Here is a 23,916-nt window from a genome sequence, read left to right on the forward strand (position 1 = left end):
CCCCATGACAACGCCCTCGATGGTCAGACAGGATGCCCTGACCCCGCGCGACTCCCGCCCGCACCTGTCCCAGCGCCCCGGCCGCGCCACCCTGGTGCTGTTCTTCGGCCTGCTGCTGGCGGGCCTGGCCTATACCTTCTACAGCCTCAAGCAGGACGTCAGCGCCAGCGGCACCCTGGTCACCACGGTCACCCCCTTCCTGTTGCTGGGCCTCGCACTGCTGATCGCCCTGGGCTTTGAATTCGTCAACGGTTTTCACGACACCGCCAACGCCGTGGCCACGGTCATCTACACCCACTCGTTGCCGGCACCGGTGGCAGTGGTGTGGTCGGGCCTGTGCAACTTCCTCGGCGTGCTGCTTTCCAGCGGCGCGGTGGCCTTCGGCATCATCGCCCTGCTGCCGGTGGAGCTGATTCTGCAGGTGGGCTCCACGGCGGGCTTCGCCATGGTGTTCTCGCTGCTGCTGGCGGCGATCATCTGGAACCTCGGCACCTGGTGGCTAGGGCTGCCGGCCTCGTCGTCGCACACACTGATCGGCTCGATCATCGGCGTGGGCGTGGCCAACGCCCTGATGCACGGGCGCGACGGCACCAGCGGGGTGGACTGGGGCCAGGCCAGCAAGGTGGGCTATGCCCTGCTGTTCTCGCCACTGATCGGCTTCGCCTGCGCCGCCCTGCTGCTGCTGGCCCTGCGCGCCCTGGTCAAACGCCGCGAGCTGTACCAGGCCCCCGAAGGCCAGACGCCGCCCCCTTGGTGGATTCGCGGCGTGCTGATCCTTACCTGCACCGGGGTGTCGTTCGCCCATGGCTCCAACGACGGGCAGAAAGGCATGGGCTTGATCATGCTGATTCTGGTTGGCACCCTGCCGATGGCCTACGCCCTTAACAAGACCATGCCCAACGAACAGGCCCTGCAGTTCTCGGCAGTGGCCGAGGTGACTCGCCAGGCCTTGGTGCGCAGCGCACCGCAACCGGCAGTGGCCGACCCGCGCCAAACCCTGACCGCCTTCATCAACGAACCCAAGGCCAGCCCAGAGCTGGTACCGGCCCTGGCCGCACTCACCGGCATGATCGGTGAAGAGGTCAAGGGCTACGGCTCGCTCAAGCGTGTGCCGGCCGAAGCCATGGCCAACGTGCGCAACGACATGTACCTGACCAGCGAAGTGATCCGCCTGCTCGACAAGCACAAGCTGGTGGCCTTCGACGCCGACACCGCCAACCACGTGCAACTGTTCAAGCGCCAGCTGGACGATGCCACCCGCTACATCCCGCTATGGGTCAAGGTGGCGGTGGCCATCGCTCTGGGGCTGGGGACCATGGTCGGCTGGAAGCGCATCGTGGTAACGGTGGGCGAGAAGATCGGCAAGACCCACCTGAGCTATGCACAAGGCGCCTCGGCGGAGGTGGTGGCGATGTGCACCATTGGTGCGGCAGACATGTTCGGGTTGCCGGTGTCCACCACCCATGTGCTCAGCTCGGGGGTGGCCGGCACCATGGTCGCCACAGGCTCAGGGCTGCAGCGACGTACGTTGATCAACCTGCTGATGGCCTGGGTGCTGACCTTGCCGGCGGCGATGTTGCTGGCGGGGTGTTTGTACTGGGTGTTGAACCAGGTGTTCTGACCCGCACAAAGCGCTGCAAATACCCTGTGGGAACGGCCTTGTGCCGCGAAAGGGGCGCGAAGCGCCCCCTGGATTTCGGTGTCACTGCACATTTTGCCGGGGCTGCTGCGCAGCCCTTTCGCGGCACAAGGCCACTGCTACAAGTGCTGACCTGCGTTTTTGCTCAAGCGCTCACCCCGGGATCTTCAACCCGCGCTGCACCGCCGGGCGCTCGAGGAACCGCGCCAGCACCCGCTGCACTTCCTTGAACTCATCGAAGCCCACCAACTCGCGGGCGTTGTAGCGCTCCACCAGGTTGCGCACCCAGGGGAAAATGGCGATATCGGCGATGCTGTACGCATCGACCATCCACTCACGGCCCTTCAGGTGCCGGTCCAGCACGCCCAGCAAACGCTTCGACTCGCTCACGTAGCGATCACGTGGGCGCTTGTCCTCGTATTCCTTGCCGGCGAAGAAGTGGAAGAAGCCCACTTGGCCAAACATCGGCCCGACGCCGCCCATCTGGAACATCAGCCACTGGAGGGTCTGGTAACGCTGGGCCGGGTCATGGCTGAGCAGCTTGCCGCTCTTCTCGGCCAGGTACTGCAAAATCGCCCCGGACTCGAACAGCGCCAGCGGCTGGCCGCCCGGGCCATCGGGGTCGAGGATCGCCGGGATCTTGTTGTTGGCGCTGAGCGAGATGAACTCCGGGCTGAGCTGGTCATTGCTGTCGAAACTGACCTTGTGCGCTTCATAGGGCAGGCCAAGCTCCTCGAGCAGGATCGACACCTTGACCCCGTTGGGGGTGGCCAGCGAATACAGCTGCAGCCGCTCAGGGTGCTGCGCCGGCCATTTGCGGGTAATCGGGAAAGCAGACAAATCGGTCATGGGCATGCCTTGGCAGTGGAAGGGTTACAACGTTAAGGGCTGGCGGGCGCCCTGACCATCACCCAGTCGCAGTGCCGTTCATCACCGCAAGGGAAAATCGCCTCGCCCACCTTGGCAAAACCGTTGCGCTGGTAGAAGCGGATGGCCCGGGCGTTGAGTTCGTTGACGGTCAGGCGCACCGCGCCGTGGGTGCGCGCCAGGGTCGCCTCCAGCAACTGCTGCGCCGCGCCCTGGCCGTGGGCGACCGGCAGCACGTAGCAGCGGGCTATTTCCACCAGGTGGTCGGCGGCAGCGATGCCCAGCGCACCCGGGGCCAGGTCGAGCATGCTGTAGCCCAGCACCTGACCGCCCTGCTCCACCACCAGCAGGCGCTTGTGCGGGTGCAGCAGGTGCTGCTGGAAATGCTCGGTTTGCAGGTGATGGGCGATGTAGTGCTGCAGCGCGGCCGGCGCGCTGTCGGGCGGGCTGGCCAAGGCGAAGGTGGCCTGGCCGACCTGGCTCAGGGCAGCACAGTCGGCGTGGCGGGCCGGGCGAATCTGGTAGGGCATGGCAACGTCCTGTTGGGCATCCGGGTGTTGCCCGACAATGCCAGCCCCACCCTGATGGCGCAAGGCTCAGGCAGCGCCGTGGGCCTGTTGCTTGAGCCGTTCGGTATCGACCCGCACGAACACCGAATCGGCGCTGACGGTGAGCACATCGCCGGCCCAGACTTCGCAGATGACCCGGGTCTTGCGCCCCACCTCCCCTTCCACCCGCGCCTTGAGCAGCAACTCGACGCCCATGGGCGTGGGCTTGAGGTAGTTAAGGCCAAGCTGGCCGGTGACGCAGTCGATGCGCGGCAGGCTGCCGGGTTCGCGGCCTTCGGCGCGGTAGTGGTGGGCCATGGCGGTCCAGTTGGAATGGCAGTCCACCAGCATGGCCAGCAGGCCGCCGTACACAAGGCCCGGCCAACCGATGAAGGCCGGGTCGGGGCTGTGCCTGCACAGCAGGTGGATGCCGTCGGCGTCCCAGTGGCTATTCAGGTGCAGGCCGTTGGGGTGGGCACAGCCGCAGCCATAACAGGTGCCATCGGGGGCGGCGAGCTGTTGCAGGGAAAACGCATGTTCGGTCATGGGCGCCCTTTTGCTTGTTGGAATTGGCAAATGCTGAGGGGGATCGTAGCGGCGCAAACGGGATTCGTGAACACCTGGCCAAACACACCAACTACCGCAGCATTAATCAACACACCTCAAAATAATAACCAATACAATAACAATGCACTGATCTGGATCAATAACCGATCGCACGCATCAATATAGCGCACTATTATTTACCCCTTCACCAAACTTGCACCTTTCGCATATAAATTGAATAGCCGTACAATAATGGCCGTGAGCCACTAACCAACAATAGCCACGCCTTATACCCCCCTGCCACTACCTGCGAGGCCAGAAGCATGCTGACCAATGCACCGCTTCGTCTGAAGTTATTGTTGATCCTGTTGTTCCCCCTGCTGGGCTTTTTGGCACTGGCCGGCTTATACCTGGCCGATAACTACCGAACCCTGCGCGACATGGAAAGTACCGTTGCCGCCAGCCGCACCGCGCAATCCCTGAGCCAGTTGATTACTCTGCTGCAACGTGAGCGCGGCGCCAGCGGCGTGTTCATCGGCAGCCGTGGCAGCAACATGGCAGAGCGCCTGCTGCAGTTGCGCAAGGACAGCGACGCGGCGCTGGATGCAGTGCGTGCAAGGCATGCCGATATCGCCCCCTTGCTGGCAGCACTCGACACCCTGGGCAACCTGCGCGGGCAAGTCGACACGCTGAGCATCGGCAGTGTCGACTCCGCCAGCCGCTATACCGAACTGATCAAGACCCTGATCAGCTATACCCAGTTACTGGAAAGCCGCGTCAGCGATACTGCCGTGGTGCATGCCTTGGGCGCACTCAACCAATTCATCGAGCTGAAGGAACGCGCCGGCCGCGAACGGGTAATATTGGGCCTGGCCTTCAATCAGGACCATTTCGACGCCACGCTGCTATCGCGCTTCAGCCGCAACCTGGGCGAGTTTTCGGCCTATGCCGACGGCTTCCAGCGCAAGGCACCGGCGGCCATCCTCAGCCAGTTCCAGCAAAGCCTGCAGAGCACGGCCACCGGCGATGTGGCCAAGTTGCAAAGTTTGGCCGTGGATATACCGCTGGGCCAACCACTGGGTATCAAGCCCGAGGCCTGGTTCGAGACCGCCACCCGGCGCATCGACCAGATGAGCGACATCGAGCAGGCCCTGGCGGAAAACGTCGGCACGCTTGCCCTCGAAGCCCGCAGCGACGCCAGCCAGGCGTTGTGGCTGACCCTGGCGGGCACCCTGCTGGCGCTGGCCATGGTGGGACTGCTAGCGTGGCTGATCATTGCCAGCATCGGCAAGGCGGTAAAGGATATCAACGCCGCCCTCGACGGCCTGGCCCGCCGCGACCTCACCGCACGCGCCGGTTACCGCAGCAAGGACGAGTTCGGCCAGATCGCAGGCAACCTAAACCGCATGGCCAGCGAACTGGCCGAGATCGTGCGCGAGATCGGCAGCGCCACCACCCAGGTGGCCACGGCTGCCGAGGAGTCTTCGGCGGTGACCCTGCAGACCAGCCGCAGCGTCGAGCAGCAGCGCCAGAGCACCGAGCTTGTGGCCACCGCCATCAACCAGATGAGCGCCACGGTGCGCGAGGTGGCACAAAGCACCACCGATGCGGCCAGCCTGTCCCAGCAGATTCACACCAGCAGTGCCGAGGGGCGTGCCGAGGTGCAAGGCACCATCACGCTGATTCACGAACTGTCGACCCAGGCCGAGCAAACGGCGGCGATCATCGACGACCTCAAACGCGAGAGCGATGCCATTTCGTCGGTACTTGATGTGATACGCGGCATCGCCGAGCAGACCAACCTGCTGGCACTGAACGCGGCCATCGAGGCGGCCCGGGCCGGCGACCATGGCCGGGGTTTTGCGGTGGTGGCGTCGGAGGTGCGTACCCTGGCGCAGCGCACCCAGGAATCTACTGGCAATATCCAGCAGATGATCAGCAACCTGCAGGCCGGCTCCGAGCGCGCCAGCAGTTCGATGCTGGAAACCCTGGGCAAGGCGCAGTCCGGCGCCAGCCGCATTGGCCGGGCCGGCGAGTTGCTGGCCTCGATCACCGAGGGGGTGGCGCGGATCAGCGACCGCAACATCCAGATTGCCTCGGCGGCCGAGGAGCAAAGCGCGGTGTCGGAGGACATCAACCGCAACGTCAACGAGATCAACGACCTGGTGATTCAGGTAAGCGCCGGCGCGCAGCAGACGGCGATCACCAGCCAGGCGCTGGCGCGCCTGGCGGAACATCAGCAGCAGTTGGTGGGGCGGTTCCGTACGGGGTGATATCAGCATCGCGGGCAAACCCGCTCCTACAGGATTTATGCGGCCTCCTGTAGGAGCGGGCTTGCCCGCGATGGGCCGCACAGCGGCCCCGGTTGTTTCAGGCCGACTGAGCAGCCCCCAGCCTGCCCCGCCGCTGGGTCAGCGACACCAGCAGGATGAACAACGTGACCCCGGCGGTCATCAGCGTCTCGTAGCGGTAGGCATCGCTCAGCAGCATGTAGCCCAGCACCATCACGATGGTGCCGATCACCAGCCAGGTGAGCCACGGGAACAGCCACATCTTCAGCTCCGGCGTACGCCCTTCACGCTCGGCGCGGGCCCGCATGCGCAGCTGCGACACGGCAATCACCAGGTACACCAGCAGCGCGATGGCACCGGTGGTAGACAGCAGGAAACCGAACACCTTGCCGGGGAACACATAGTTCACCAGGCACCCGGCAAAACCAGCCAGGGTCGAGAAGATCACCGCCACGGTCGGCACGCCGGCCCCGGAAATACGCTTGGTCATGCTCAACGCCTGGCCACGGGCACCCAGCGAATAGAGCATGCGCGAGGCGGTGTACAACCCCGAGTTCATGCAACTGGTCACCGCCACCAGCACCACGATATCCACCAGCAGCTTGGCGCCGGGCACGTTGAGCACCTCGAGCACGCGCTGGAACGAACCGACCGCCTTGAGCTGCGGGTCATTCCAGGCCACCAGCGACACCACCAGGAAAATCGACGCCAGGTAGAAGATGGCAATGCGGTACACCACAAGGTTCGTGGCGCGGCGAATCTTGTCTTTCGGGTTGGCGGTTTCATCGGCAGCGATGGTGACGATCTCGGCACCGAAGAACGAGAAGATAGTGATCAGCACGCCGCCGAGCACGGTGCCAAAGCCGTTGGGCATGAACCCGCCGCTTTCCCACAAACGGCTGACGCCGGACACCTCGGCCAGCGGCCAGAAGCCGAACACCGCCAGACTGCAGACCACGATGAAGGCGATGATCGCCACCACCTTGACCAGCGCGAACCAGTATTCGAAGGCGCCGAAGTTCTTCACGCTGACCAGGTTGGTACCCGACAGCACCAGCATGATCAGGAAGGCGAACAGCCACGACGGTACCGCCGGGAAGTAGGCATGCAGGATGTCCGCACCGGCGATGGCCTCGACCGGAATGATCAGCACCCAGAACCACCAGTACAACCAGCCGATGGTAAAGCCTGCCCAGGGCCCGATGGCCTCCGAGGCGTAGGTGGAGAACGAGCCGCTGTTGGGGTTGGCGATGGCCATTTCCCCGAGCATGCGCATCACCAGCAGCACCAGCAGGCCGGTCATGGCGTAGGAGATGAGAATCGCCGGGCCGGCGGTGGCGATGGCGTTGGACGAGCCGATGAACAACCCGGCGCCGATGATGCCGGCGATGGAAATCATCGACACCTGACGAGAGGTCAGGCCGTGTTGCAGGGAACGCTGTTTCTTGTTGTTGGGCGATACCATGGGGAACCCTCGAGTGGGTCGGCCGTTGCAATGACGGCTGAAAGTTGAAGCAGAATTCGCAAAGTTTGAGTTGCTCTTTGTTGTTCTTGTTTACGCCGGTTGCGCGATTGCCCTCCTCTTCGCAAACCCGGTTGAAATCATTGACCTTGGTCAGTATTAATCTATGAGGCCGGGTCGACAAAACGACCTTTTCGAAGCACATCATTCTATAAAAGAATGAACTCCTTCCTTTTTCGCGGGGTTGAACCACTGCCATGTCCAAACGCCTGATGCCCTCCACCACCGCCCTGCAGTGCTTCGAGGCCGCAGCCCGGCACCTGAGCTTCACCCGCGCAGCGCAAGAGCTGCACCTGACCCAGAGCGCGGTTAGCAAACAGGTGGCGCAGCTCGAGGACATGCTTGCCCACCCCCTGTTCCAGCGCATTCGCCGGCGCCTGCACCTGACCCCGGCCGGCGCGCTGTACCTCACCGAAGTGAACAAGATCCTCACCCAGATCGACATCTCCAGCCGCTACATCCTCAGCTACGGCGACGAAACCGAGGTGCTGCGCATCGCCACCCAGCCGACCTTCGGTGCGCGCTGGCTGGTACCCCGCCTCAAGGGTTTCGGCGAACGCCACCCACGCATCCACCTGGACATCCGCAACGAACTGGAACCGTTCGACCTGGTGCAGGCCAAGGCCGATATCGCGTTCTTTTTCGGCCAGGGCACCTGGCCGGGAGCCACCTGCATCGAGCTGTTCAGCGAGGAGGTGGTGCCGGTGTGCGCGCCGGCATTGCTGGCCCGCCAGCGTTTTGCCAGTGCCGAAGCCCTGACCGAACACCGCCTGCTGCAGTGCGCCTCGCGCCCGGAGGCCTGGCACGAGTGGTTTCTGGGGCTTGGGCTGCACAGCCAGAACAGCTACCACGGGCCGCGTTTCGACACTTTTTACCTGTGCATCCGCGCCGCCATCGCCGGGTGCGGCATTGCGCTGATTCCTCGCTACCTGGTGGCCGAAGAGCTGAGCGAGGGTAAGCTAGTGGTGGCCTGGGATCACCCGGTACCGAGCAATGGCCGGCACTTCATGGCCCATGCCGAGCATGCCGCCGAAGTGCCCAAGGTGCGGGCATTCGTGCAGTGGATATGCGAGCGGGTGGCCGAGGGCTGACGCCCCCTGTAGGAGCCGGCTTGCCGGCGATCACCGGCGCAGCCGGTGCCATCTATCGCCTGCTCCGACCTCATCGCCGGCAAGCCGGCTCCCACAGAGAGCACCAACATCGCGAATCCACGGAATGATCGCAATCCAATAATTCGTTTGCGGAATATAGACCCGGCACGCTTGGATATTGCCCATATTCGAACAACAGGCCGCGTGCACATGACCCCGGAAAGTATCAGCCAATCCATTGCCATCGTTCATCCCATTACACTTTCCCACGGCCGTAATGCCGAAGTGTGGGATACCCACGGCAAGCGTTACATCGACTTCGTCGGCGGTATCGGCGTGCTCAACCTGGGCCATTGCAACCCGGCCGTGGTCGAGGCGATCCAGCAGCAAGCCACGCGCCTGACCCACTACGCCTTCAACGCCGCGCCCCATGGCCCGTACCTTGAGCTGATGGAGCGACTGCGCCAGTTCGTACCAGTGCGTTACCCGCTGGCCGGCATGCTCACCAACAGCGGTGCGGAAGCGGCGGAGAATGCCCTGAAGGTGGCCCGTGGCGCCACCGGCAAGCGCGCCATCATTGCCTTCGATGGCGCCTTCCATGGCCGCACCCTGGCCACCCTCAACCTCAACGGCAAGGTAGCGCCGTACAAGCAACGCGTGGGTGAGTTGCCAGGCCCGGTGTACCACCTGCCCTACCCCGGTGCCGACACCGGGGTCACCTGCGAGCAGGCGCTCAAGGCACTGGAGCGCCTGCTCAGCGTGGAACTGGCGGTGGAGGACGTGGCGGCGTTCATCTTCGAGCCAGTGCAGGGTGAAGGCGGTTTCCTGGCCATGGACCCGGCTTTCGCCCAGGCACTGCGGCGCTTCTGCGACGAGCACGGCATCCTGATCATCATCGACGAGATCCAGTCTGGCTTTGGGCGCACCGGGCAACGCTTCGGCTTCCCACGCCTGGGCATCGAGCCGGACCTGCTGTTGCTGGCCAAGAGCATCGCCGGCGGCATGCCGCTGGGAGCGCTGGTCGGGCGCCAAGACCTGATGGCCGCGCTACCCAAAGGTGGCCTGGGTGGCACCTATTCGGGCAACCCGATCGCCTGTGCGGCGGCGCTGGCCAGCCTTGCACAGATGACCGATGAAAACCTCGCTACCTGGGGTGAACGCCAGGAACAGGCCATCACCACGCGCCATGCACGCTGGAAGGCTTCAGGGGTGTGCAGCTACCTGGGGCGCCTGACCGGGGTTGGTGCCATGCGCGGCATCGAGCTGCTGAACGCCGACGGCAGCCCGGCACCGGCGCAACTTGGCAAGGTGCTGGAGGCCGCCAGGGCCAAGGGGCTGCTGCTGATGCCCAGCGGCAAGGCGCGGCACATCATTCGCCTGCTGGCACCGCTGACCATCGAGCCTGCGGTGCTCGAGGAAGGCCTGGATATCCTCGAGCAGTGCCTGGCGGAGCTGGCTTGAGGCTTACAGGCCCAGCTCTTCAGGGGTGAGCATGTCGCATTCGAAGGCGATCCAGCCGCCTTCGAGCTCGGCGTGGCCGTTGACGATCGGGCCGTAATAAGTGAGGCCGTTCTCGAGGGTGACGCAGATGTGCGTGGCGGACTTTTCCGGGGCTGCGAGGGTTCCGACGAAATGCACCTTCTTCAGGGTTTCGGTCACTGCCTCCAGGCCCACGCGCTGGTTGGTGTTTTCCGAGGCCTCGGTGTCGCCGCCGCGGTCTTCGCAGCTGACGGTCACGGTGGCGATGTAGGGGTACTTGGTGCTCAAGCGGGGTTACCTCGGGGTATGGGGGCTGGAAATGGCGCTAGGGTACGGCAGACGCCCGGCGTTGTCTCTAGCGGCCCTATCGCCGGCAAGCCGGCTCCTACAGGGTGCGGCGGCATGGCGGGCAACAGGTGAACTGTATGCCCCGATCTGTTAGGGTGCCCGCCGATGCATGCCCCACCACGCGAGGATACCGAGTGAGCGCAGAACAACCCCTGATCGCCGACCTGTTCGAGGTCGACAAACGCCTGACCCTCAAGCCCGTCGTGGACTTCAACACCTACCTGCACAACGCCTTCGGCGAAGGCCCGTGCCGCTGCCACCGCTGCGTCGAGGGCGCAGGTGATGAAAGCAGCTACAGCCACCGCCACACCTTCGAGCTGGAAGGCCGCACCTTGCACCGGCGCTTCGCCAACACCGCCGGCAGCGATGTATTGCTGGTGCTGAAAAAGGCCTGGTTGTCGTACACCAAGAACGACCTCATTACCGTAGGTACGCTGGACATGGCCACCCTGCTGTCATTCACCGACGCTGCCCTGCACGAGCGCCTGCTGGCCCTGTTGCCAGCCAGCGGCCTGGCCCGCGAAAGCGAAGGCCAGTGGCAGTTGCAGGTGCAGGCCGACTGACGGCCCGCCCCTGTGAGCGGCCTTGTGTCGCGAATGGGCTGCGCAGCAGCCCCGACAATTTCGCATGATGCCGAGAATGTGGGGCTGCTGCGCAGCCCATTCGCGACACAAGGCCGCTCCAAACGACCGCGTCAACCCTGAAACGGACTGTCACCCCCCGGCAGGATTCTCCCCCTCTGCTACCTTGGGAGAACCCTCACCCGCAGGTGACCCGCCATGGCCCGCACCACACCCATCGAGCTGTACCGCAACATCGGCATCGTCGCCCACGTCGACGCCGGCAAGACCACCACCACCGAACGCATCCTGTTCTACACCGGGGTCAACCACAAGATGGGCGAGGTGCACGACGGCGCCGCGACCATGGACTGGATGGCCCAGGAGCAGGAACGCGGCATCACCATCACCTCGGCAGCCACCACCGCGTTCTGGCAAGGCTCGACCAAGCAGTTCGAGCACAAGTACCGCTTCAACATCATCGACACCCCAGGCCACGTCGACTTCACCATCGAGGTGGAGCGCTCGCTGCGCGTGCTCGATGGCGCGGTGGTGGTGTTCAGCGGCGCCGACGGCGTCGAGCCGCAGTCCGAGACGGTGTGGCGCCAGGCCAACAAGTACCATGTGCCGCGCCTGGCCTACATCAACAAGATGGACCGCCAGGGCGCGGACTTCTTGCGTGTGGTCAAGCAGATCGACCAGCGCCTGGGCCACCACCCGGTGCCCATCCAGCTGGCCATCGGCAGCGAGGAGAACTTCATCGGCCAGATCGACCTGGTGAAGATGAAGGCCATCTACTGGAACGACGCCGACAACGGCACCAGCTACCGCGAAGAACCCATCCCTGCCGAGCTGCAGTCCCTGGCTGACCATTGGCGCGCGCACATGGTCGAAGCCGCCGCCGAGGCCAATGACGAGCTGACCATGAAGTTTCTCGAAGGCGAGGAACTGACAGTCGATGAAATCAAGGCCGCCCTGCGCCAGCGCACCATCGCCAACGAAATCGTCCCCACCATCCTCGGCTCGTCGTTCAAGAACAAGGGCGTGCCGCTGATGCTCGACGCTGTGATCGACTACCTGCCCGCGCCATCGGAAATCCCGGCGATCAAGGGCACCGACCCGGACGATGAAGACAAGCACCTGGAACGCCACGCCGACGACAAGGAGCCGTTCTCGGCGCTGGCCTTCAAGATCGCTACCGACCCGTTCGTCGGCACCCTCACCTTTGCCCGCGTCTATTCCGGCGTGCTCAGTTCGGGCAATGCGGTGCTCAACTCGGTCAAGGGCAAGAAAGAGCGCATCGGCCGCATGGTGCAGATGCACGCCAACCAGCGCGCCGAGATCAAGGACGTGTGCGCCGGCGACATCGCCGCACTGATCGGCATGAAGGACGTCACCACCGGCGACACCCTGTGCGACATGGACAAGCCGATCATCCTCGAACGCATGGACTTCCCCGACCCGGTGATTTCGGTGGCGGTGGAGCCCAAGACCAAGGCCGACCAGGAGAAGATGGGCATCGCCCTGGGCAAGCTGGCCCAGGAAGACCCCTCGTTCCGCGTGCGCACCGACGAAGAGACCGGGCAGACCATCATCTCCGGCATGGGCGAGTTGCACCTGGACATCATCGTCGACCGCATGCGCCGCGAGTTCAACGTCGAGGCCAACATCGGCAAGCCCCAGGTGGCCTACCGCGAGAAGATCCGCAATACCTGCGAGATCGAAGGGCGCTTCGTGCGCCAGTCCGGTGGGCGCGGCCAGTACGGCCACTGCTGGATCCGCTTCGCCCCGGGCGATGAGGGCAAAGAGGGCCTGGAATTCATCAACGAGATCGTTGGCGGCGTGGTACCGCGCGAGTACATCCCGGCGATTCAAAAAGGCATCGAGGAGCAGATGAAGAACGGCGTGCTGGCCGGCTACCCGCTGATCAACCTCAAGGCGGCGGTGTTCGACGGCTCGTACCACGACGTCGACTCCAACGAAATGGCCTACAAGATCGCCGCCTCCATGGCCACCAAGCAGCTGTCGCAAAAAGGCGGCGCGGTGCTGCTGGAGCCGGTGATGAAGGTCGAGGTGGTCACACCTGAAGAGTACCAGGGCGACATTCTCGGCGACCTGAGCCGGCGCCGGGGGATGATCCAGGACGGCGACGAGACCCCGGCCGGCAAGGTGATCCGCGCCGAGGTGCCGCTGGGCGAGATGTTCGGCTACGCCACCTCGATGCGTTCGATGACCCAGGGCCGGGCGAGCTTTTCGATGGAGTTCACCCGCTATGCCGAGGCGCCGGCCAGCATTGCCGATGGCATCGTCAAGAAGAACCGCGGGGAACCCTAGACCGCACGCCCCTGTAGGAGCGGCCTTGCGCCGCGAAAGGGCTGCAGAGCAGCCCCGGCAGTTTTGCAGGTGACGTAAATCATGGGGCCGCTGCGCGCCCTATCGCGGCACAAGGCCGCTCCTACAGGGATCGCGTTCGCAGCTGCAGAAATCAGTGCTGCTCGCCGGCCCGCTTGAGCAGCTTCTTGCAGCGCTCCGACAAGTGCACCACCCGCAGGTGCTTGCCGGCCTTGGCATAGCGCTCACGCAGGGTTTTCAACGCAGCCACCGCCGAATAATCGACAAAGCTCAGGTGCTGGCAATCCAGGGTCACCTTGGCCGGGTCGCCCGCCGGGTCGAACTGGTTCAAAAATGGCGTGGTCGAGGCGAAGAACAGCGTGCCGTGCACCTGGTAGTGCTTGCTGCCCTCGGCGTCCTCGTGACTGTCGGCATACAGCTCCCGCGCGTGCTGCCAGGCGAAGTTCACCGCCGCGATGACGATGCCGAACAGCACCGCCGTGGCCAGGTCGGTGAACACCGTCACCACGGTAACCGCGATGATCGCCAGCACATCGCTGACCGGCACCTTGTGCAGCACCCGCAACGAGGCCCAGGCGAAGGTCTGCTGGGCCACCACGAACATCACCCCCACCAGCGCCGCCAGCGGAATGCGCTCGATCAGCGGCGACAGGAACAGCACGAACAGCAGAATCATCACCCCCGCCACCACCCCCGACAGCCGACCGCGGCCATTGGAGCTGAGGTTGATCACCGTCTGGCCGATCATCGCGCAGCCACCCATACCACCACACAACCCCGAAACCATGTTCGCGGCGCCCAGCGCGACACACTCGCGGTCCGGGAAGCCGCGACTTTCGGTGATCTCGTCGGTGAGGTTGAGGGTGAGCAGGGTTTCCAGCAGGCCGACCATGGCCATCAGCACCGCATACGGGGCGATGATCTTCAGGGTTTCGAAGTTCCACGGGATATCGGGCAGCGCCAGCCCCGGCAGGCCGCCGGCAATGTGCGCCATGTCGCCGAGGGTGCGGGTAGGCAGGCCAAGCAGGTACACCAGCAGGCCGACACCCAGAATGGCCACCAGCGCCGGCGGCACTGCACGGGTGATCTTGGGCAACACGCAGACCACCAGCATGGTCAGCGCCACCAGGCCGAGCATCAGGTACAGCGGCGCACCGCTGAGCCAGTCCTCGCCATCTTTGAAGTGCTCCAGCTGCGCCAGGGCAATGACGATGGCCAGGCCGTTGACGAAGCCGAGCATCACCGGGTACGGCACCAGGCGCACCAGCTTGCCCAGGCGCAGCACGCCGAACAGGATCATCACCACCCCGCCAAGCAGCACCGTGGCCAGCAGGTACTGGGCACCGTGCTGCACCACCAGGGCGACGATCACCACCGCCATGGAGCCGGCAGCGCCGGAGATCATCCCCGGGCGGCCGCCAAACAGCGCGGTCAGGGTGCAGATGATGAAGGCGCCGTACAGGCCCATCAGCGGGTTGAGGTGCGCCACCAGGGCGAAGGCGATGCACTCGGGCACCAGGGCGAACGAGGTGGTAAGGCCGGCGAGCAGGTCGGCGCGTAGGCGAGCGGGTTTCATGGAGGTCCTGAAAAATGGTGCAAAAGCTGTATCCATGTAGGAGCGGGCTTGCCCGCGATAGCGTCGGCAGGGCCAATCTCGTCGCCTGATCAGACGCCATCGCGGGCAAGCCCGCTCCTACAGGGGCCGGGGCAAATCGGGCGGTGGGCGATGTTACGGAATTTGTCTGACAGCGGCCACCGCGCATTCATTCACACCCCTGTGATTCATACCCGGCAAGATGCTGACAAATTTGCCATCATGAGCATTCCACCCGCGGAGATCATGGACATGCCGCTACGCCCCCTCCTCGCCTCGCTGCTGCTGACCGCCAGCCTGACCGCCCAGGCAGCCACCGAGGTCATCCCCCTGCAACACCGCGCCAGCACCGAACTGCTGCCCGCCGCCCAGTCGTTCATCGGCAAGGACGGCACGGTCAGCACCTTCGAGGACAAGCTGATCGTCAACGCCCCGCAGCAACGCATCGACGACCTGCGCGCCCTGCTGCAGCAACTCGATACAGCCCCCAAGCGCCTGCTGATCAGCGTCGACAACAACGACAGCAACTTCCAGGACAACCGCGGCAACGCGCGGATCATCCGCTACGGCACCGCCAACCGCGAGGGCGGCCTGCAGCAGGTACAGGCCAGCGAAGGCCAGCCGGCGCTGATCCAGGTGGGCCAGAGCGTGCCCATTACCAGCACCTCCACCGACGGTTACGGGCGTATGCAAAGCAACACCGAATACCGCAACGTGACCCAGGGTTTCTACGTTACCCCGCGCCTGAGCGGCGACACGGTTCGACTGCAAATAAGCACCAATAATGACCGAATGAGCCAGGAACGTCCGGATGTAGTGAAAGTGCAAAGTACCGACACAACCGTTACCGGGCGCCTTGGCGAATGGATCACCCTGGCAGGGTTCAATCAGCAGAGCCAGGCCGAACGCAGCGCGTCAAGCCTGAGCTATAGCACCCAGCGCGGTGAAAACATGACATTGCGTGTCAAAGTCGACCTGGTGGACTGAATCCAGGCAATTCAAGGCCTCGACCCAAGGCCTTGAAACTGACCCGTGAGTCGCATTAGACCAAAGATGTAGTAACAACAAAAAAGCACTACAAAACATTTGACAGGGTGTTTTTGGCGAGGGCATGATGGCCTCGCTCCCGCTAATCAGAGGCCCTGGCAAGGGTCTTCGGAGCGCCCTCCCAGTACCCGCGGAGGCGCTTCGTGTCCATACGGCCCACAAGGCTGTTCGATGGGGTTGCGACTGCAACGAAGAAGTTGTCCCGAGGGACGGAAGCGCATCACCGCAGTACCAGCAACCGCGTCGCACCGCAGCAAGGCATCCACGAGCCAACCTGCAGGGCACAGCTTCGCCTGGGCTGCACACCCTTCCCCTTCGAGCCTTCTGCGTAACGCAGCGTAACCTCCGGCCAGCCGCCAGGCACTCTGAGCCGCGTATCCGAGCATCAGCACAATTATTCTCAAGATCGATGCGACGAGGTTTATTTCCATGGCACTGACACGCGAACAGCAAATTGCAGCCCTCGAGAAAGACTGGGCCGAGAACCCGCGCTGGAAAGGCGTGACCCGTACCTACACCGCCGCCGATGTCGTTCGCCTGCGTGGCTCCCTACAGCCGGAGCACACCCTGGCCCGCCAGGGCGCAGAAAAACTGTGGAAGCTGGTCACCCAAGGTGCCCACCCGTCCTTCCGCCCTGAAAAAGATTTCGTCAACTGCATGGGCGCCCTGACCGGCGGCCAGGCCGTGCAACAGGTCAAGGCCGGCATCCAGGCCATCTACCTGTCGGGCTGGCAGGTGGCCGCTGACAACAACTCGGCCGAGTCCATGTACCCCGACCAGTCGCTGTACCCGGTCGACTCGGTACCGACCGTGGTCAAGCGCATCAACAACTCGTTCCGCCGCGCCGACCAAATCCAGTGGAAAGCCGGCAAGAACCCGGGCGACGCTGGCTACATCGACTACTTCGCACCTATCGTGGCTGACGCCGAAGCCGGTTTCGGCGGCGTACTGAACGCCTACGAGCTGATGAAGAACATGATCGAAGCGGGCGCCGCGGGCGTGCACTTCGAAGACCAGCTGGCCTCGGTAAAAAAATGCGGCCATATGGGCGGCAAGGTACTGGTGCCGACGCAAGAAGCGGTACAGAAACTGGTCGCCGCCCGCCTGGCGGCCGACGTTGCCGGCGTGCCGACCATCATCCTGGCCCGTACCGACGCCAACGCCGCCGACCTTCTGACCAGCGACTGCGACCCGTACGACCAGCCGTTCGTGATTGGCGAGCGTACCCGTGAAGGCTTCTACAAGGTGCGCGCCGGCCTCGACCAGGCCATCGCCCGCGGCCTGGCCTACGCCCCGTACGCCGACCTGATCTGGTGCGAAACCGCCAAGCCCGACCTGGACGAGGCCCGCCGCTTCGCCGAGGCGATCAAGAAGGAATACCCGGACCAGCTGCTGTCCTACAACTGCTCGCCGTCCTTCAACTGGAAGAAGAACCTGGACGACGCCACCATCGCCAAGTTCCAGCGCGAGCTGTCGGCCATGGGCTACAAGCACCAGTTCATCACCCTGGCCGGCATCCACAACATGTGGCACGGCATGTTCAACCTGGCGCACGACTACGCCCGCAACGACATGACCGCCTACGTGAAGCTGCAAGAGCAGGAGTTCGCCGACGCCAGCAAGGGCTACACCTTCGTGGCGCACCAGCAGGAAGTGGGCACTGGCTACTTCGACGACATGACCACCGTGATCCAGGGTGGCGCTTCGTCGGTGACTGCACTGACCGGCTCGACCGAGGAAGAGCAGTTCCACTGAGTTTGGTGAGCGGTTGAGCAAGGCCCGGGGTTCGCGAGAATCCCGGGCCTTCTTCATTTTCAGGCTGAACACCACCCCCTGTAGGAGCGGCCTCGCCGGGGCGCCGGACCGGCCGGAAAGGGCTGCGTAGCAGCCCGGGCGATCGTTGCGTCAACGCTGAAACCCCGGGGCCGCTTTGCGGTGCTTTCGCGGCACAAGGCCGCTCCTACAGGGGAACGCGTCGCACCGGCAAAATTGCAGATCAGGTCTATCCTTGTGGCAGCACAGCCAGCAAGGACCGCCCATGCCCCGTCCAAGCCACCTGCTCCTGATTGCCGTCGCCACAGCCGCCCTCTATCTATATGCACTGGCCACCGGCAACCCCCTGCTCGCCCTGCTGGCCAAACCCGTCCCGGTACTGGCCCTGATCGCCTGGCTGAGCACCTGCCCCGCCACTGCCTATCGCCGCTGGATCATGATCGGCCTGGGCCTCTCGGTGCTCGGCGACCTCCTGCTGGCCATCCCCAAGGACTTGTTCGTGTTCGGCTTGGCCGCCTTTCTGTGCGCCCACTTGGCCTACCTGCGCGGCTACTGCAGCCTCACCCTGCGCCCGGCCCTGCCGGCGCTGGCGTTCGCCGTGCTGGTCGGCGGCGGCCTGTTCGGCCTGCTTGCCAGCCACGGGCTCGGCCCGCTGCTGATTCCGGTAGCGCTGTACGCACTGGCCATCGGCGCCATGCTCTGGCGCGCCCTGGCCTGCGGCGGTGTCGCCGCACTGGGCGCCTGTGCCTTCGTGCTCTCCGACAGCCTGATCGGCATCGACCGTTTCGTCAGCCCGTTCGCTGCGGCGCAGTACCTGATCATCCTGCTGTACTGGCTCGGCCAGTGGCTTATCGCCGCGTCCGCGAGCAGCGGCAAAACCGACAAAGCATTGACCCAGAGCGGTGCAGACAATTTGCGCAGCTGCTAGAACGAGACCTTTTCCCATTTGCAAGAGGGGCCAACCGCCAGTTGAACTTTGCAAGGCTCAGAACTGCTGAAAGAGTACAGCTCAAGACAAATGATATTAATTATCATTACACAACTAGGCCGCCGTTACGCGAGGTAAGAAACATAATTAACAAAACCGCACGCAATGCCCGAAACTCAAGGGTTTCAGCCAGTTACGAACGGTTTTTGTTCTTAAACCTACGAATAAATTTGCAACGGAAATTTTACTTGCAGTGGGTTTACCCATAAAATCAGCGCGATTGATTCAGCTGCGACATTTGGTCACTGCACCTGCGACACCGCGTCGCCGCTCTACTTATTTCAGACTGCAGAGCTGGGTCTCTGTATAAGGATTTCTAGCATGTCCGATTCGGTAGGACTCATGGCCCACAACTGGGGCTTTGCCATCTTCCTCCTGGGTGTCGTCGGCCTGTGTGCCTTCATGCTCGGCCTGTCCAGCCTGCTCGGTAGCAAGGCCTGGGGCCGCGCCAAGAACGAACCCTTCGAATCCGGCATGCTGCCCGTCGGCAGCGCCCGCCTGCGCCTGTCCGCCAAATTCTATCTGGTCGCGATGTTGTTCGTGATCTTCGATATCGAAGCCCTCTTCCTGTATGCATGGTCTGTGTCCGTCCGCGAAAGCGGCTGGACCGGATTCGTCGAAGCACTCGTTTTCATAGCAATTCTGTTGGCAGGTCTTGTCTACCTTTGGCGCGTCGGGGCGCTCGATTGGGCTCCCGAAGGTCGCCGCAAGCGGCAAGCGAAGCTGAAACAATGAGGCTTTGGCATGCAATACAATCTCACCAGAATCGATCCGGATGCACCCAACGAGCAGTATCCGGTCGGTGAGCGGGAAACCGTCACCGATCAACTGCTAGAGGACCAGGTCCACAAGAACATCTTCATGGGCAAGCTTGAAGATGTGATGCGTGGCGCGGTCAACTGGGGTCGCAAGAACTCCCTCTGGCCGTACAACTTCGGCCTGTCCTGCTGCTACGTGGAAATGACCACGGCCTTCACGGCACCCCACGACATCGCGCGCTTCGGCGCCGAAGTCATCCGGGCCTCGCCGCGTCAGGCCGACTTCATGGTCATCGCCGGCACCTGCTTCGTGAAGATGGCGCCGATCATCCAGCGCCTGTACGAGCAGATGCTCGAGCCCAAATGGGTCATCTCCATGGGTTCGTGCGCCAACTCCGGCGGCATGTACGACATCTACTCGGTCGTTCAGGGGGTCGACAAGTTCCTCCCCGTGGACGTGTACGTGCCTGGCTGCCCGCCGCGCCCCGAAGCGTTCCTGCAAGGCTTGATGCTGCTGCAGGAGTCGATCGGCCAAGAACGACGCCCGCTTTCCTGGGTAGTTGGTGATCAAGGCATCTACCGTGCCGAAATGCCAGCCCAGAAAGACCTGCGTCGCGAACAGCGCATTGCGGTAACCAACCTGCGCAGCCCCGACGAAGTCTGATCCAGCGACCTGCCGCCCGCTCAGCGATGAGCCGGCGGCCTGGCTTCATTCTTAACGCTGACCCAAAGCGACCGAGACCATGACAGCGGACAACGCTATTTATATTCCGCCCTACAAGGCTGACGACCAGGATGTGGTCGTCGAACTGCACAACCGTTTTGGCGCCGACGCATTCGTCGCCCAGGAAACCCGCACCGGCATGCCGGTACTGTGGGTAAAACGCGCGCAACTCAAGGAAGTGCTGAGCTTCCTGCGGGGCGTGGCCAAGCCGTACAGCATGCTGTACGACCTGCACGGCGTCGACGAGCGGCTGCGCACCCAGCGCCGCGGCCTGCCTGCCGCCGACTTCAGCGTGTTCTACCACCTGTTGTCGGTGGAACGTAACAGCGACGTGATGATCAAGGTGTCGCTGAGCGAAGGCGACCTGAACCTGCCCACCGTGACCGGCATCTGGCCCAACGCCAACTGGTACGAGCGTGAAGTCTGGGACATGTTCGGCATCGACTTTGCCGGCCACCCGCATCTGAGCCGCATCATGATGCCGCCCACCTGGGAAGGCCACCCGCTGCGCAAGGACTACCCGGCGCGCGCCACCGAGTTCGACCCCTACAGCCTGACCCTGGCCAAGCAGCAGCTTGAAGAAGAGTCGGCGCGTTTCAACCCCGAAGCCTGGGGCATGAAGCGTTCGGGCGCCAACGAGGACTACATGTTCCTCAACCTGGGCCCCAACCACCCTTCGGCCCACGGTGCGTTCCGTATCGTGCTGCAGCTGGACGGTGAAGAGATCGTCGACTGCGTCCCGGACATCGGCTACCACCACCGTGGCGCCGAGAAAATGGCCGAGCGCCAGTCGTGGCACAGCTTCATCCCCTACACCGACCGTATCGACTACCTCGGCGGGGTGATGAACAACCTGCCGTACGTACTGGCGGTGGAGAAGCTGGCCGGTATTCAGGTACCACAAAAAGTCGACGTGATTCGCATCATGCTCGCCGAGTTCTTCCGCATCACCAGCCACCTGTTGTTCCTGGGTACCTACATCCAGGACGTCGGCGCCATGACCCCGGTGTTCTTCACCTTCACCGACCGCCAGCGCGCCTACACCGTGATCGAAGCGATCACCGGTTTCCGCCTGCACCCGGCCTGGTACCGCATCGGTGGTGTTGCCCACGACCTGCCGCGCGGCTGGGACAAGCTGGTCAAGGACTTCGTCGAATGGCTGCCCAAGCGCCTGGACGAATACACCAAGGCTGCCCTGCAGAACAGCATCCTCAAAGGCCGTACCATCGGCGTCGCCGCCTACAACACCAAGGAAGCCCTGGAATGGGGCACCACTGGTGCCGGCCTGCGCTCCACCGGTTGCGACTTCGACCTGCGTAAAGCGCGCCCCTACTCCGGCTACGAGAACTTCGAGTTCGAAGTACCGCTGGCCCACAACGGCGATGCCTACGATCGCTGCATGGTCCGTGTCGAGGAGATGCGCCAGAGTATCCGCATCATCGACCAGTGCCTGCGCAACATGCCGGAAGGCCCGTACAAGGCGGACCACCCGCTGACCACGCCGCCGCCGAAAGAGCGCACCCTGCAGCACATCGAAACCCTGATCACCCACTTCCTGCAAGTCTCGTGGGGCCCGGTCATGCCGGCCAACGAGTCGTTCCAGATGATCGAGGCGACCAAGGGCATCAACAGTTACTACCTGACGAGCGATGGCGGCACCATGAGCTACCGCACCCGGATCCGTACCCCCAGCTACCCGCACCTGCAGCAGATCCCTTCGGTGATCAAAGGCAGCATGGTCGCGGACCTGATCGCGTACCTGGGCAGTATCGACTTCGTTATGGCTGACGTGGACCGCTAAGCATGAACAACACGCTTATCCAAACCGACCGTTTCGCCCTGAGCGAAACCGAGCGCTCGGCCATCGAGCACGAGATGCACCACTACGAGGACCCGCGTGCGGCGTCCATCGAAGCCCTGAAGATCGTCCAGAAGGAACGTGGCTGGGTGCCGGACGGCGCCATCTACGCCATCGGCGAAGTGCTGGGCATCCCGGCCAGCGACGTCGAAGGCGTGGCCACCTTCTACAGCCAGATCTTCCGCCAGCCGGTCGGGCGCCACATCATCCGTGTGTGCGACAGCATGGTCTGCTACATCGGTGGCCACGAGTCGGTGGTCAGCCAGATCCAGAGCGAGCTGGGCATCGGCCTGGGCCAGACCACCGCGGACGGGCGCTTCACCCTGCTGCCAGTGTGCTGCCTGGGCAACTGCGACAAGGCCCCGGCGCTGATGATCGACGACGATACCTTTGGCGACGTGCAGCCTGCCGGCGTCTCCAAGCTGCTGGAGGGTTACGTATGACCATCACTTCCTTCGGCCCGGCCAACCGCATTGCGCGCACGGCCGAAACCCACCCGCTGACCTGGCGCCTGCGTGACGACGGCGAGCCGGTGTGGCTTGCCGAGTACGAGTCGAAGAACGGCTATGCCGCCGCGCGCAAGGCGCTGGCCGACATGTCCGCCGACGACATCGTGCAGAGCGTCAAGGACTCCGGCCTCAAGGGCCGTGGCGGCGCGGGCTTCCCCACTGGCGTGAAGTGGGGCCTGATGCCCAAAGACGAATCCATGAACATCCGCTACCTGCTGTGCAACGCGGATGAAATGGAGCCGAACACCTGGAAGGACCGCATGCTGATGGAGCAACAGCCCCATCTGCTGGTCGAGGGCATGCTGATCAGCGCCCGCGCCCTGAAAGCCTACCGTGGCTACATCTTCCTGCGTGGCGAATACACCACTGCGGCGAAGAACCTCAACCGCGCCATCGATGAAGCCAAGGCCGCAGGCCTGCTGGGCAAGAACATCCTGGGCAGCGGTTTTGACTTCGAGCTGTTCGTGCACACCGGTGCCGGGCGTTACATCTGCGGTGAAGAAACCGCACTGATCAACTCGCTGGAAGGCCGCCGCGCCAACCCGCGCTCCAAGCCGCCCTTCCCTGCCGCCGTTGGCGTGTGGGGCAAGCCGACCTGCGTGAACAACGTCGAGACCCTGTGCAACGTGCCGGCCATCGTCGCCAACGGCAACGACTGGTACAAGTCGCTGGCCCGCGCAGGCAGCGAAGACCACGGCACCAAGCTGATGGGCTTCTCCGGCAAGGTGAAGAACCCGGGCCTGTGGGAGCTGCCATTCGGCGTCACCGCCCGCGAGCTGTTCGAAGACTACGCCGGTGGCATGCGCGACGGCTTCAAGCTCAAGTGCTGGCAGCCAGGCGGCGCCGGTACCGGCTTCCTGCTGCCCGAGCACCTCGATGCGCAGATGTACGCCGGCGGCATCGCCAAGGTCGGCACCCGGATGGGTACTGGCCTGGCCATGGCGGTGGACGACAGCGTCAACATGGTCTCGCTGCTGCGCAACATGGAAGAGTTCTTCGCCCGCGAATCCTGCGGCTGGTGCACCCCGTGCCGCGACGGCCTGCCATGGAGCGTGAAGATGCTGCGCTCGCTGGAAGCCGGCCAGGGCCGCGCCGAAGACATCGAGACCCTGCTGGGTCTGGTCAACTTCCTCGGCCCAGGCCGCACCTTCTGTGCTCACGCACCGGGTGCCGTCGAGCCGTTGGGCAGTGCCATCAAATACTTCCGCTCGGAGTTCGAGGCCGGTGTGGCGCCTGAAAGCGCTGGCACCCTGCGCCCGAACCTGGCGAAGCCGATCGTTGTCGGCGCATAACAAGATGAACCTGCGGATGGTCCGTGCCATCCGCCAGCCCGCCGGCCGGCCCGAACGACTCGAGGCCGGCCGCAGGCTCACCGATTTCCATTAGCCACGCCCGCTCACGCGGGCCAACGAAGAACTTTGA

The 23,916-nt window shown here is 63.8% G+C and carries 20 protein-coding genes and 1 pseudogene; 15 read left to right on the top strand and 6 right to left on the bottom strand.

The window, feature by feature from the left end; translation table 11 throughout:
- Positions 1–4: 4 nt before the first annotated feature.
- Positions 5–1,621, top strand: a complete 1,617-nt coding sequence (locus KSS94_RS17440; protein WP_217839336.1) for an inorganic phosphate transporter — start codon at positions 5–7, stop codon at positions 1,619–1,621.
- Positions 1,622–1,792: 171 nt separating this feature from the next.
- Here KSS94_RS17440 and KSS94_RS17445 read toward each other — a convergent pair whose 3' ends face one another.
- The 3 genes from KSS94_RS17445 to KSS94_RS17455 all read right to left on the bottom strand — a co-directional run bounded on the left by KSS94_RS17445 (position 1,793) and on the right by KSS94_RS17455 (position 3,600).
- A complete protein-coding gene (locus tag KSS94_RS17445) occupies positions 1,793–2,488 on the bottom strand; it encodes a glutathione S-transferase N-terminal domain-containing protein (protein ID WP_217839337.1) in 696 nt (231 codons plus the stop codon).
- Positions 2,489–2,520: 32 nt separating this feature from the next.
- Positions 2,521–3,036, bottom strand: a complete 516-nt coding sequence (locus KSS94_RS17450; protein ID WP_217839338.1) for a GNAT family N-acetyltransferase — start codon at positions 3,034–3,036, stop codon at positions 2,521–2,523.
- A gap of 66 nt (positions 3,037–3,102) precedes the next feature.
- Positions 3,103–3,600 carry a PaaI family thioesterase gene (locus KSS94_RS17455; protein ID WP_217839339.1) on the bottom strand — a complete coding sequence of 166 codons (498 nt, stop codon included), beginning with the start codon at positions 3,598–3,600 and terminating at the stop codon, positions 3,103–3,105.
- Positions 3,601–4,040: 440 nt separating this feature from the next.
- Here KSS94_RS17455 and KSS94_RS27615 point away from each other — a divergent pair.
- Together KSS94_RS27615 and KSS94_RS27620 are read left to right on the top strand one after the other, a co-directional pair.
- Positions 4,041–5,012: pseudogene (locus KSS94_RS27615) on the top strand (nitrate- and nitrite sensing domain-containing protein); the annotation flags it as partial.
- Complete coding sequence (locus KSS94_RS27620; RefSeq protein ID WP_437180019.1) at positions 5,007–5,873, top strand: methyl-accepting chemotaxis protein; 867 nt, start codon at positions 5,007–5,009, stop codon at positions 5,871–5,873. The pseudogene KSS94_RS27615 and the gene KSS94_RS27620, both read left to right, overlap by 6 nt.
- Positions 5,874–5,970: 97 nt before the next feature.
- Here the strand turns inward: KSS94_RS27620 and KSS94_RS17465 are convergent, their stop codons facing one another.
- Entirely contained in the window at positions 5,971–7,356 is a 1,386-nt protein-coding gene (locus KSS94_RS17465) for an amino acid permease (RefSeq protein ID WP_217839341.1), read from the bottom strand.
- Positions 7,357–7,610: 254 nt separating this feature from the next.
- On the opposite strand from KSS94_RS17465, the gene gcvA reads away from it, so the two are divergent.
- Together gcvA and KSS94_RS17475 are read left to right on the top strand one after the other, a co-directional pair.
- Positions 7,611–8,504 carry a transcriptional regulator GcvA gene (gene gcvA, locus KSS94_RS17470; protein WP_217839342.1) on the top strand — a complete coding sequence of 298 codons (894 nt, stop codon included), beginning with the start codon at positions 7,611–7,613 and terminating at the stop codon, positions 8,502–8,504.
- 210 nt (positions 8,505–8,714) lie between these two features.
- Positions 8,715–9,965, top strand: coding sequence for a 2-aminoadipate transaminase (locus KSS94_RS17475; RefSeq protein WP_217839343.1), 1,251 nt, complete (start codon positions 8,715–8,717; stop codon positions 9,963–9,965).
- 3 nt (positions 9,966–9,968) lie between these two features.
- On the opposite strand, the gene KSS94_RS17480 is transcribed toward KSS94_RS17475, so the two are convergent.
- On the bottom strand, positions 9,969–10,271 hold the full coding sequence (locus KSS94_RS17480; RefSeq protein WP_217839344.1) for a hypothetical protein: 303 nt from the start codon (positions 10,269–10,271) through the stop codon (positions 9,969–9,971).
- A 194-nt stretch (positions 10,272–10,465) separates the two neighbouring features.
- Between KSS94_RS17480 and KSS94_RS17485 the strand changes: the two genes are divergently transcribed.
- Both KSS94_RS17485 and fusA read left to right on the top strand, forming a co-directional pair.
- Entirely contained in the window at positions 10,466–10,894 is a 429-nt protein-coding gene (locus tag KSS94_RS17485) for a hypothetical protein (RefSeq protein WP_217839345.1), read from the top strand.
- A gap of 216 nt (positions 10,895–11,110) precedes the next feature.
- Entirely contained in the window at positions 11,111–13,225 is a 2,115-nt protein-coding gene (fusA, locus tag KSS94_RS17490) for an elongation factor G (RefSeq protein WP_217839346.1), read from the top strand.
- 151 nt (positions 13,226–13,376) lie between these two features.
- Here the strand turns inward: fusA and KSS94_RS17495 are convergent, their stop codons facing one another.
- A complete protein-coding gene (locus KSS94_RS17495) occupies positions 13,377–14,819 on the bottom strand; it encodes a SulP family inorganic anion transporter (protein ID WP_217839347.1) in 1,443 nt (480 codons plus the stop codon).
- A 240-nt stretch (positions 14,820–15,059) separates the two neighbouring features.
- Here KSS94_RS17495 and KSS94_RS17500 point away from each other — a divergent pair, with 240 nt between their 5' ends.
- From KSS94_RS17500 to nuoF, 8 genes are all read left to right on the top strand, one after another.
- Positions 15,060–15,824, top strand: coding sequence for a secretin GspD/PilQ domain-containing protein (locus KSS94_RS17500; protein ID WP_225935800.1), 765 nt, complete (start codon positions 15,060–15,062; stop codon positions 15,822–15,824).
- A 489-nt stretch (positions 15,825–16,313) separates the two neighbouring features.
- Positions 16,314–17,639 carry an isocitrate lyase gene (gene aceA / locus KSS94_RS17505; RefSeq protein WP_217839348.1) on the top strand — a complete coding sequence of 442 codons (1,326 nt, stop codon included), beginning with the start codon at positions 16,314–16,316 and terminating at the stop codon, positions 17,637–17,639.
- 283 nt (positions 17,640–17,922) lie between these two features.
- Positions 17,923–18,585: a lysoplasmalogenase gene (locus KSS94_RS17510; RefSeq protein WP_217839349.1), complete on the top strand. Its 663-nt coding sequence runs from the start codon at positions 17,923–17,925 to the stop codon at positions 18,583–18,585.
- Positions 18,586–18,966: 381 nt separating this feature from the next.
- The gene (locus KSS94_RS17515; RefSeq protein ID WP_217839350.1) at positions 18,967–19,380 is read left to right on the top strand and encodes an NADH-quinone oxidoreductase subunit A; all 414 of its coding nucleotides are present in this window, start codon (positions 18,967–18,969) and stop codon (positions 19,378–19,380) included.
- A gap of 9 nt (positions 19,381–19,389) precedes the next feature.
- Positions 19,390–20,067 (top strand): NuoB/complex I 20 kDa subunit family protein, encoded by a 678-nt coding sequence (locus KSS94_RS17520; RefSeq protein ID WP_136915681.1) that lies wholly within the window; start codon positions 19,390–19,392, stop codon positions 20,065–20,067.
- 79 nt (positions 20,068–20,146) lie between these two features.
- Positions 20,147–21,928, top strand: a complete 1,782-nt coding sequence (gene nuoC, locus KSS94_RS17525; RefSeq protein ID WP_217839351.1) for an NADH-quinone oxidoreductase subunit C/D — start codon at positions 20,147–20,149, stop codon at positions 21,926–21,928.
- A 2-nt stretch (positions 21,929–21,930) separates the two neighbouring features.
- Positions 21,931–22,428, top strand: coding sequence for an NADH-quinone oxidoreductase subunit NuoE (gene nuoE / locus KSS94_RS17530; protein WP_045188416.1), 498 nt, complete (start codon positions 21,931–21,933; stop codon positions 22,426–22,428).
- Positions 22,425–23,786, top strand: a complete 1,362-nt coding sequence (gene nuoF / locus KSS94_RS17535) for an NADH-quinone oxidoreductase subunit NuoF (protein ID WP_217839352.1) — start codon at positions 22,425–22,427, stop codon at positions 23,784–23,786. Before nuoE ends, nuoF begins: the two co-directional genes overlap by 4 nt.
- Positions 23,787–23,916: the final 130 nt, after the last annotated feature.

Source organism: Pseudomonas fakonensis, from assembly GCF_019139895.1.
Lineage (GTDB): Bacteria > Pseudomonadota > Gammaproteobacteria > Pseudomonadales > Pseudomonadaceae > Aquipseudomonas > Aquipseudomonas fakonensis.

Coding starts and splice junctions, on each gene's coding strand:
- KSS94_RS17475 (WP_217839343.1), top strand. CDS start 8,715: ATGACCCCGGAAAGTATCAGCCAATCCATTGCCATCGTTCATCCCATT.
- KSS94_RS17440 (WP_217839336.1), top strand. CDS start 5: ATGACAACGCCCTCGATGGTCAGACAGGATGCCCTGACCCCGCGCGAC.
- KSS94_RS17465 (WP_217839341.1), bottom strand. CDS start 7,356: ATGGTATCGCCCAACAACAAGAAACAGCGTTCCCTGCAACACGGCCTG.
- KSS94_RS17515 (WP_217839350.1), top strand. CDS start 18,967: ATGTCCGATTCGGTAGGACTCATGGCCCACAACTGGGGCTTTGCCATC.
- fusA (WP_217839346.1), top strand. CDS start 11,111: ATGGCCCGCACCACACCCATCGAGCTGTACCGCAACATCGGCATCGTC.
- nuoE (WP_045188416.1), top strand. CDS start 21,931: ATGAACAACACGCTTATCCAAACCGACCGTTTCGCCCTGAGCGAAACC.
- gcvA (WP_217839342.1), top strand. CDS start 7,611: ATGTCCAAACGCCTGATGCCCTCCACCACCGCCCTGCAGTGCTTCGAG.
- KSS94_RS17450 (WP_217839338.1), bottom strand. CDS start 3,036: ATGCCCTACCAGATTCGCCCGGCCCGCCACGCCGACTGTGCTGCCCTG.
- nuoC (WP_217839351.1), top strand. CDS start 20,147: ATGACAGCGGACAACGCTATTTATATTCCGCCCTACAAGGCTGACGAC.
- KSS94_RS17445 (WP_217839337.1), bottom strand. CDS start 2,488: ATGACCGATTTGTCTGCTTTCCCGATTACCCGCAAATGGCCGGCGCAG.
- KSS94_RS27620 (WP_437180019.1), top strand. CDS start 5,007: ATGGCCAGCGAACTGGCCGAGATCGTGCGCGAGATCGGCAGCGCCACC.
- aceA (WP_217839348.1), top strand. CDS start 16,314: ATGGCACTGACACGCGAACAGCAAATTGCAGCCCTCGAGAAAGACTGG.
- KSS94_RS17495 (WP_217839347.1), bottom strand. CDS start 14,819: ATGAAACCCGCTCGCCTACGCGCCGACCTGCTCGCCGGCCTTACCACC.
- KSS94_RS17455 (WP_217839339.1), bottom strand. CDS start 3,600: ATGACCGAACATGCGTTTTCCCTGCAACAGCTCGCCGCCCCCGATGGC.
- nuoF (WP_217839352.1), top strand. CDS start 22,425: ATGACCATCACTTCCTTCGGCCCGGCCAACCGCATTGCGCGCACGGCC.
- KSS94_RS17520 (WP_136915681.1), top strand. CDS start 19,390: ATGCAATACAATCTCACCAGAATCGATCCGGATGCACCCAACGAGCAG.
- KSS94_RS17500 (WP_225935800.1), top strand. CDS start 15,060: ATGAGCATTCCACCCGCGGAGATCATGGACATGCCGCTACGCCCCCTC.
- KSS94_RS17510 (WP_217839349.1), top strand. CDS start 17,923: ATGCCCCGTCCAAGCCACCTGCTCCTGATTGCCGTCGCCACAGCCGCC.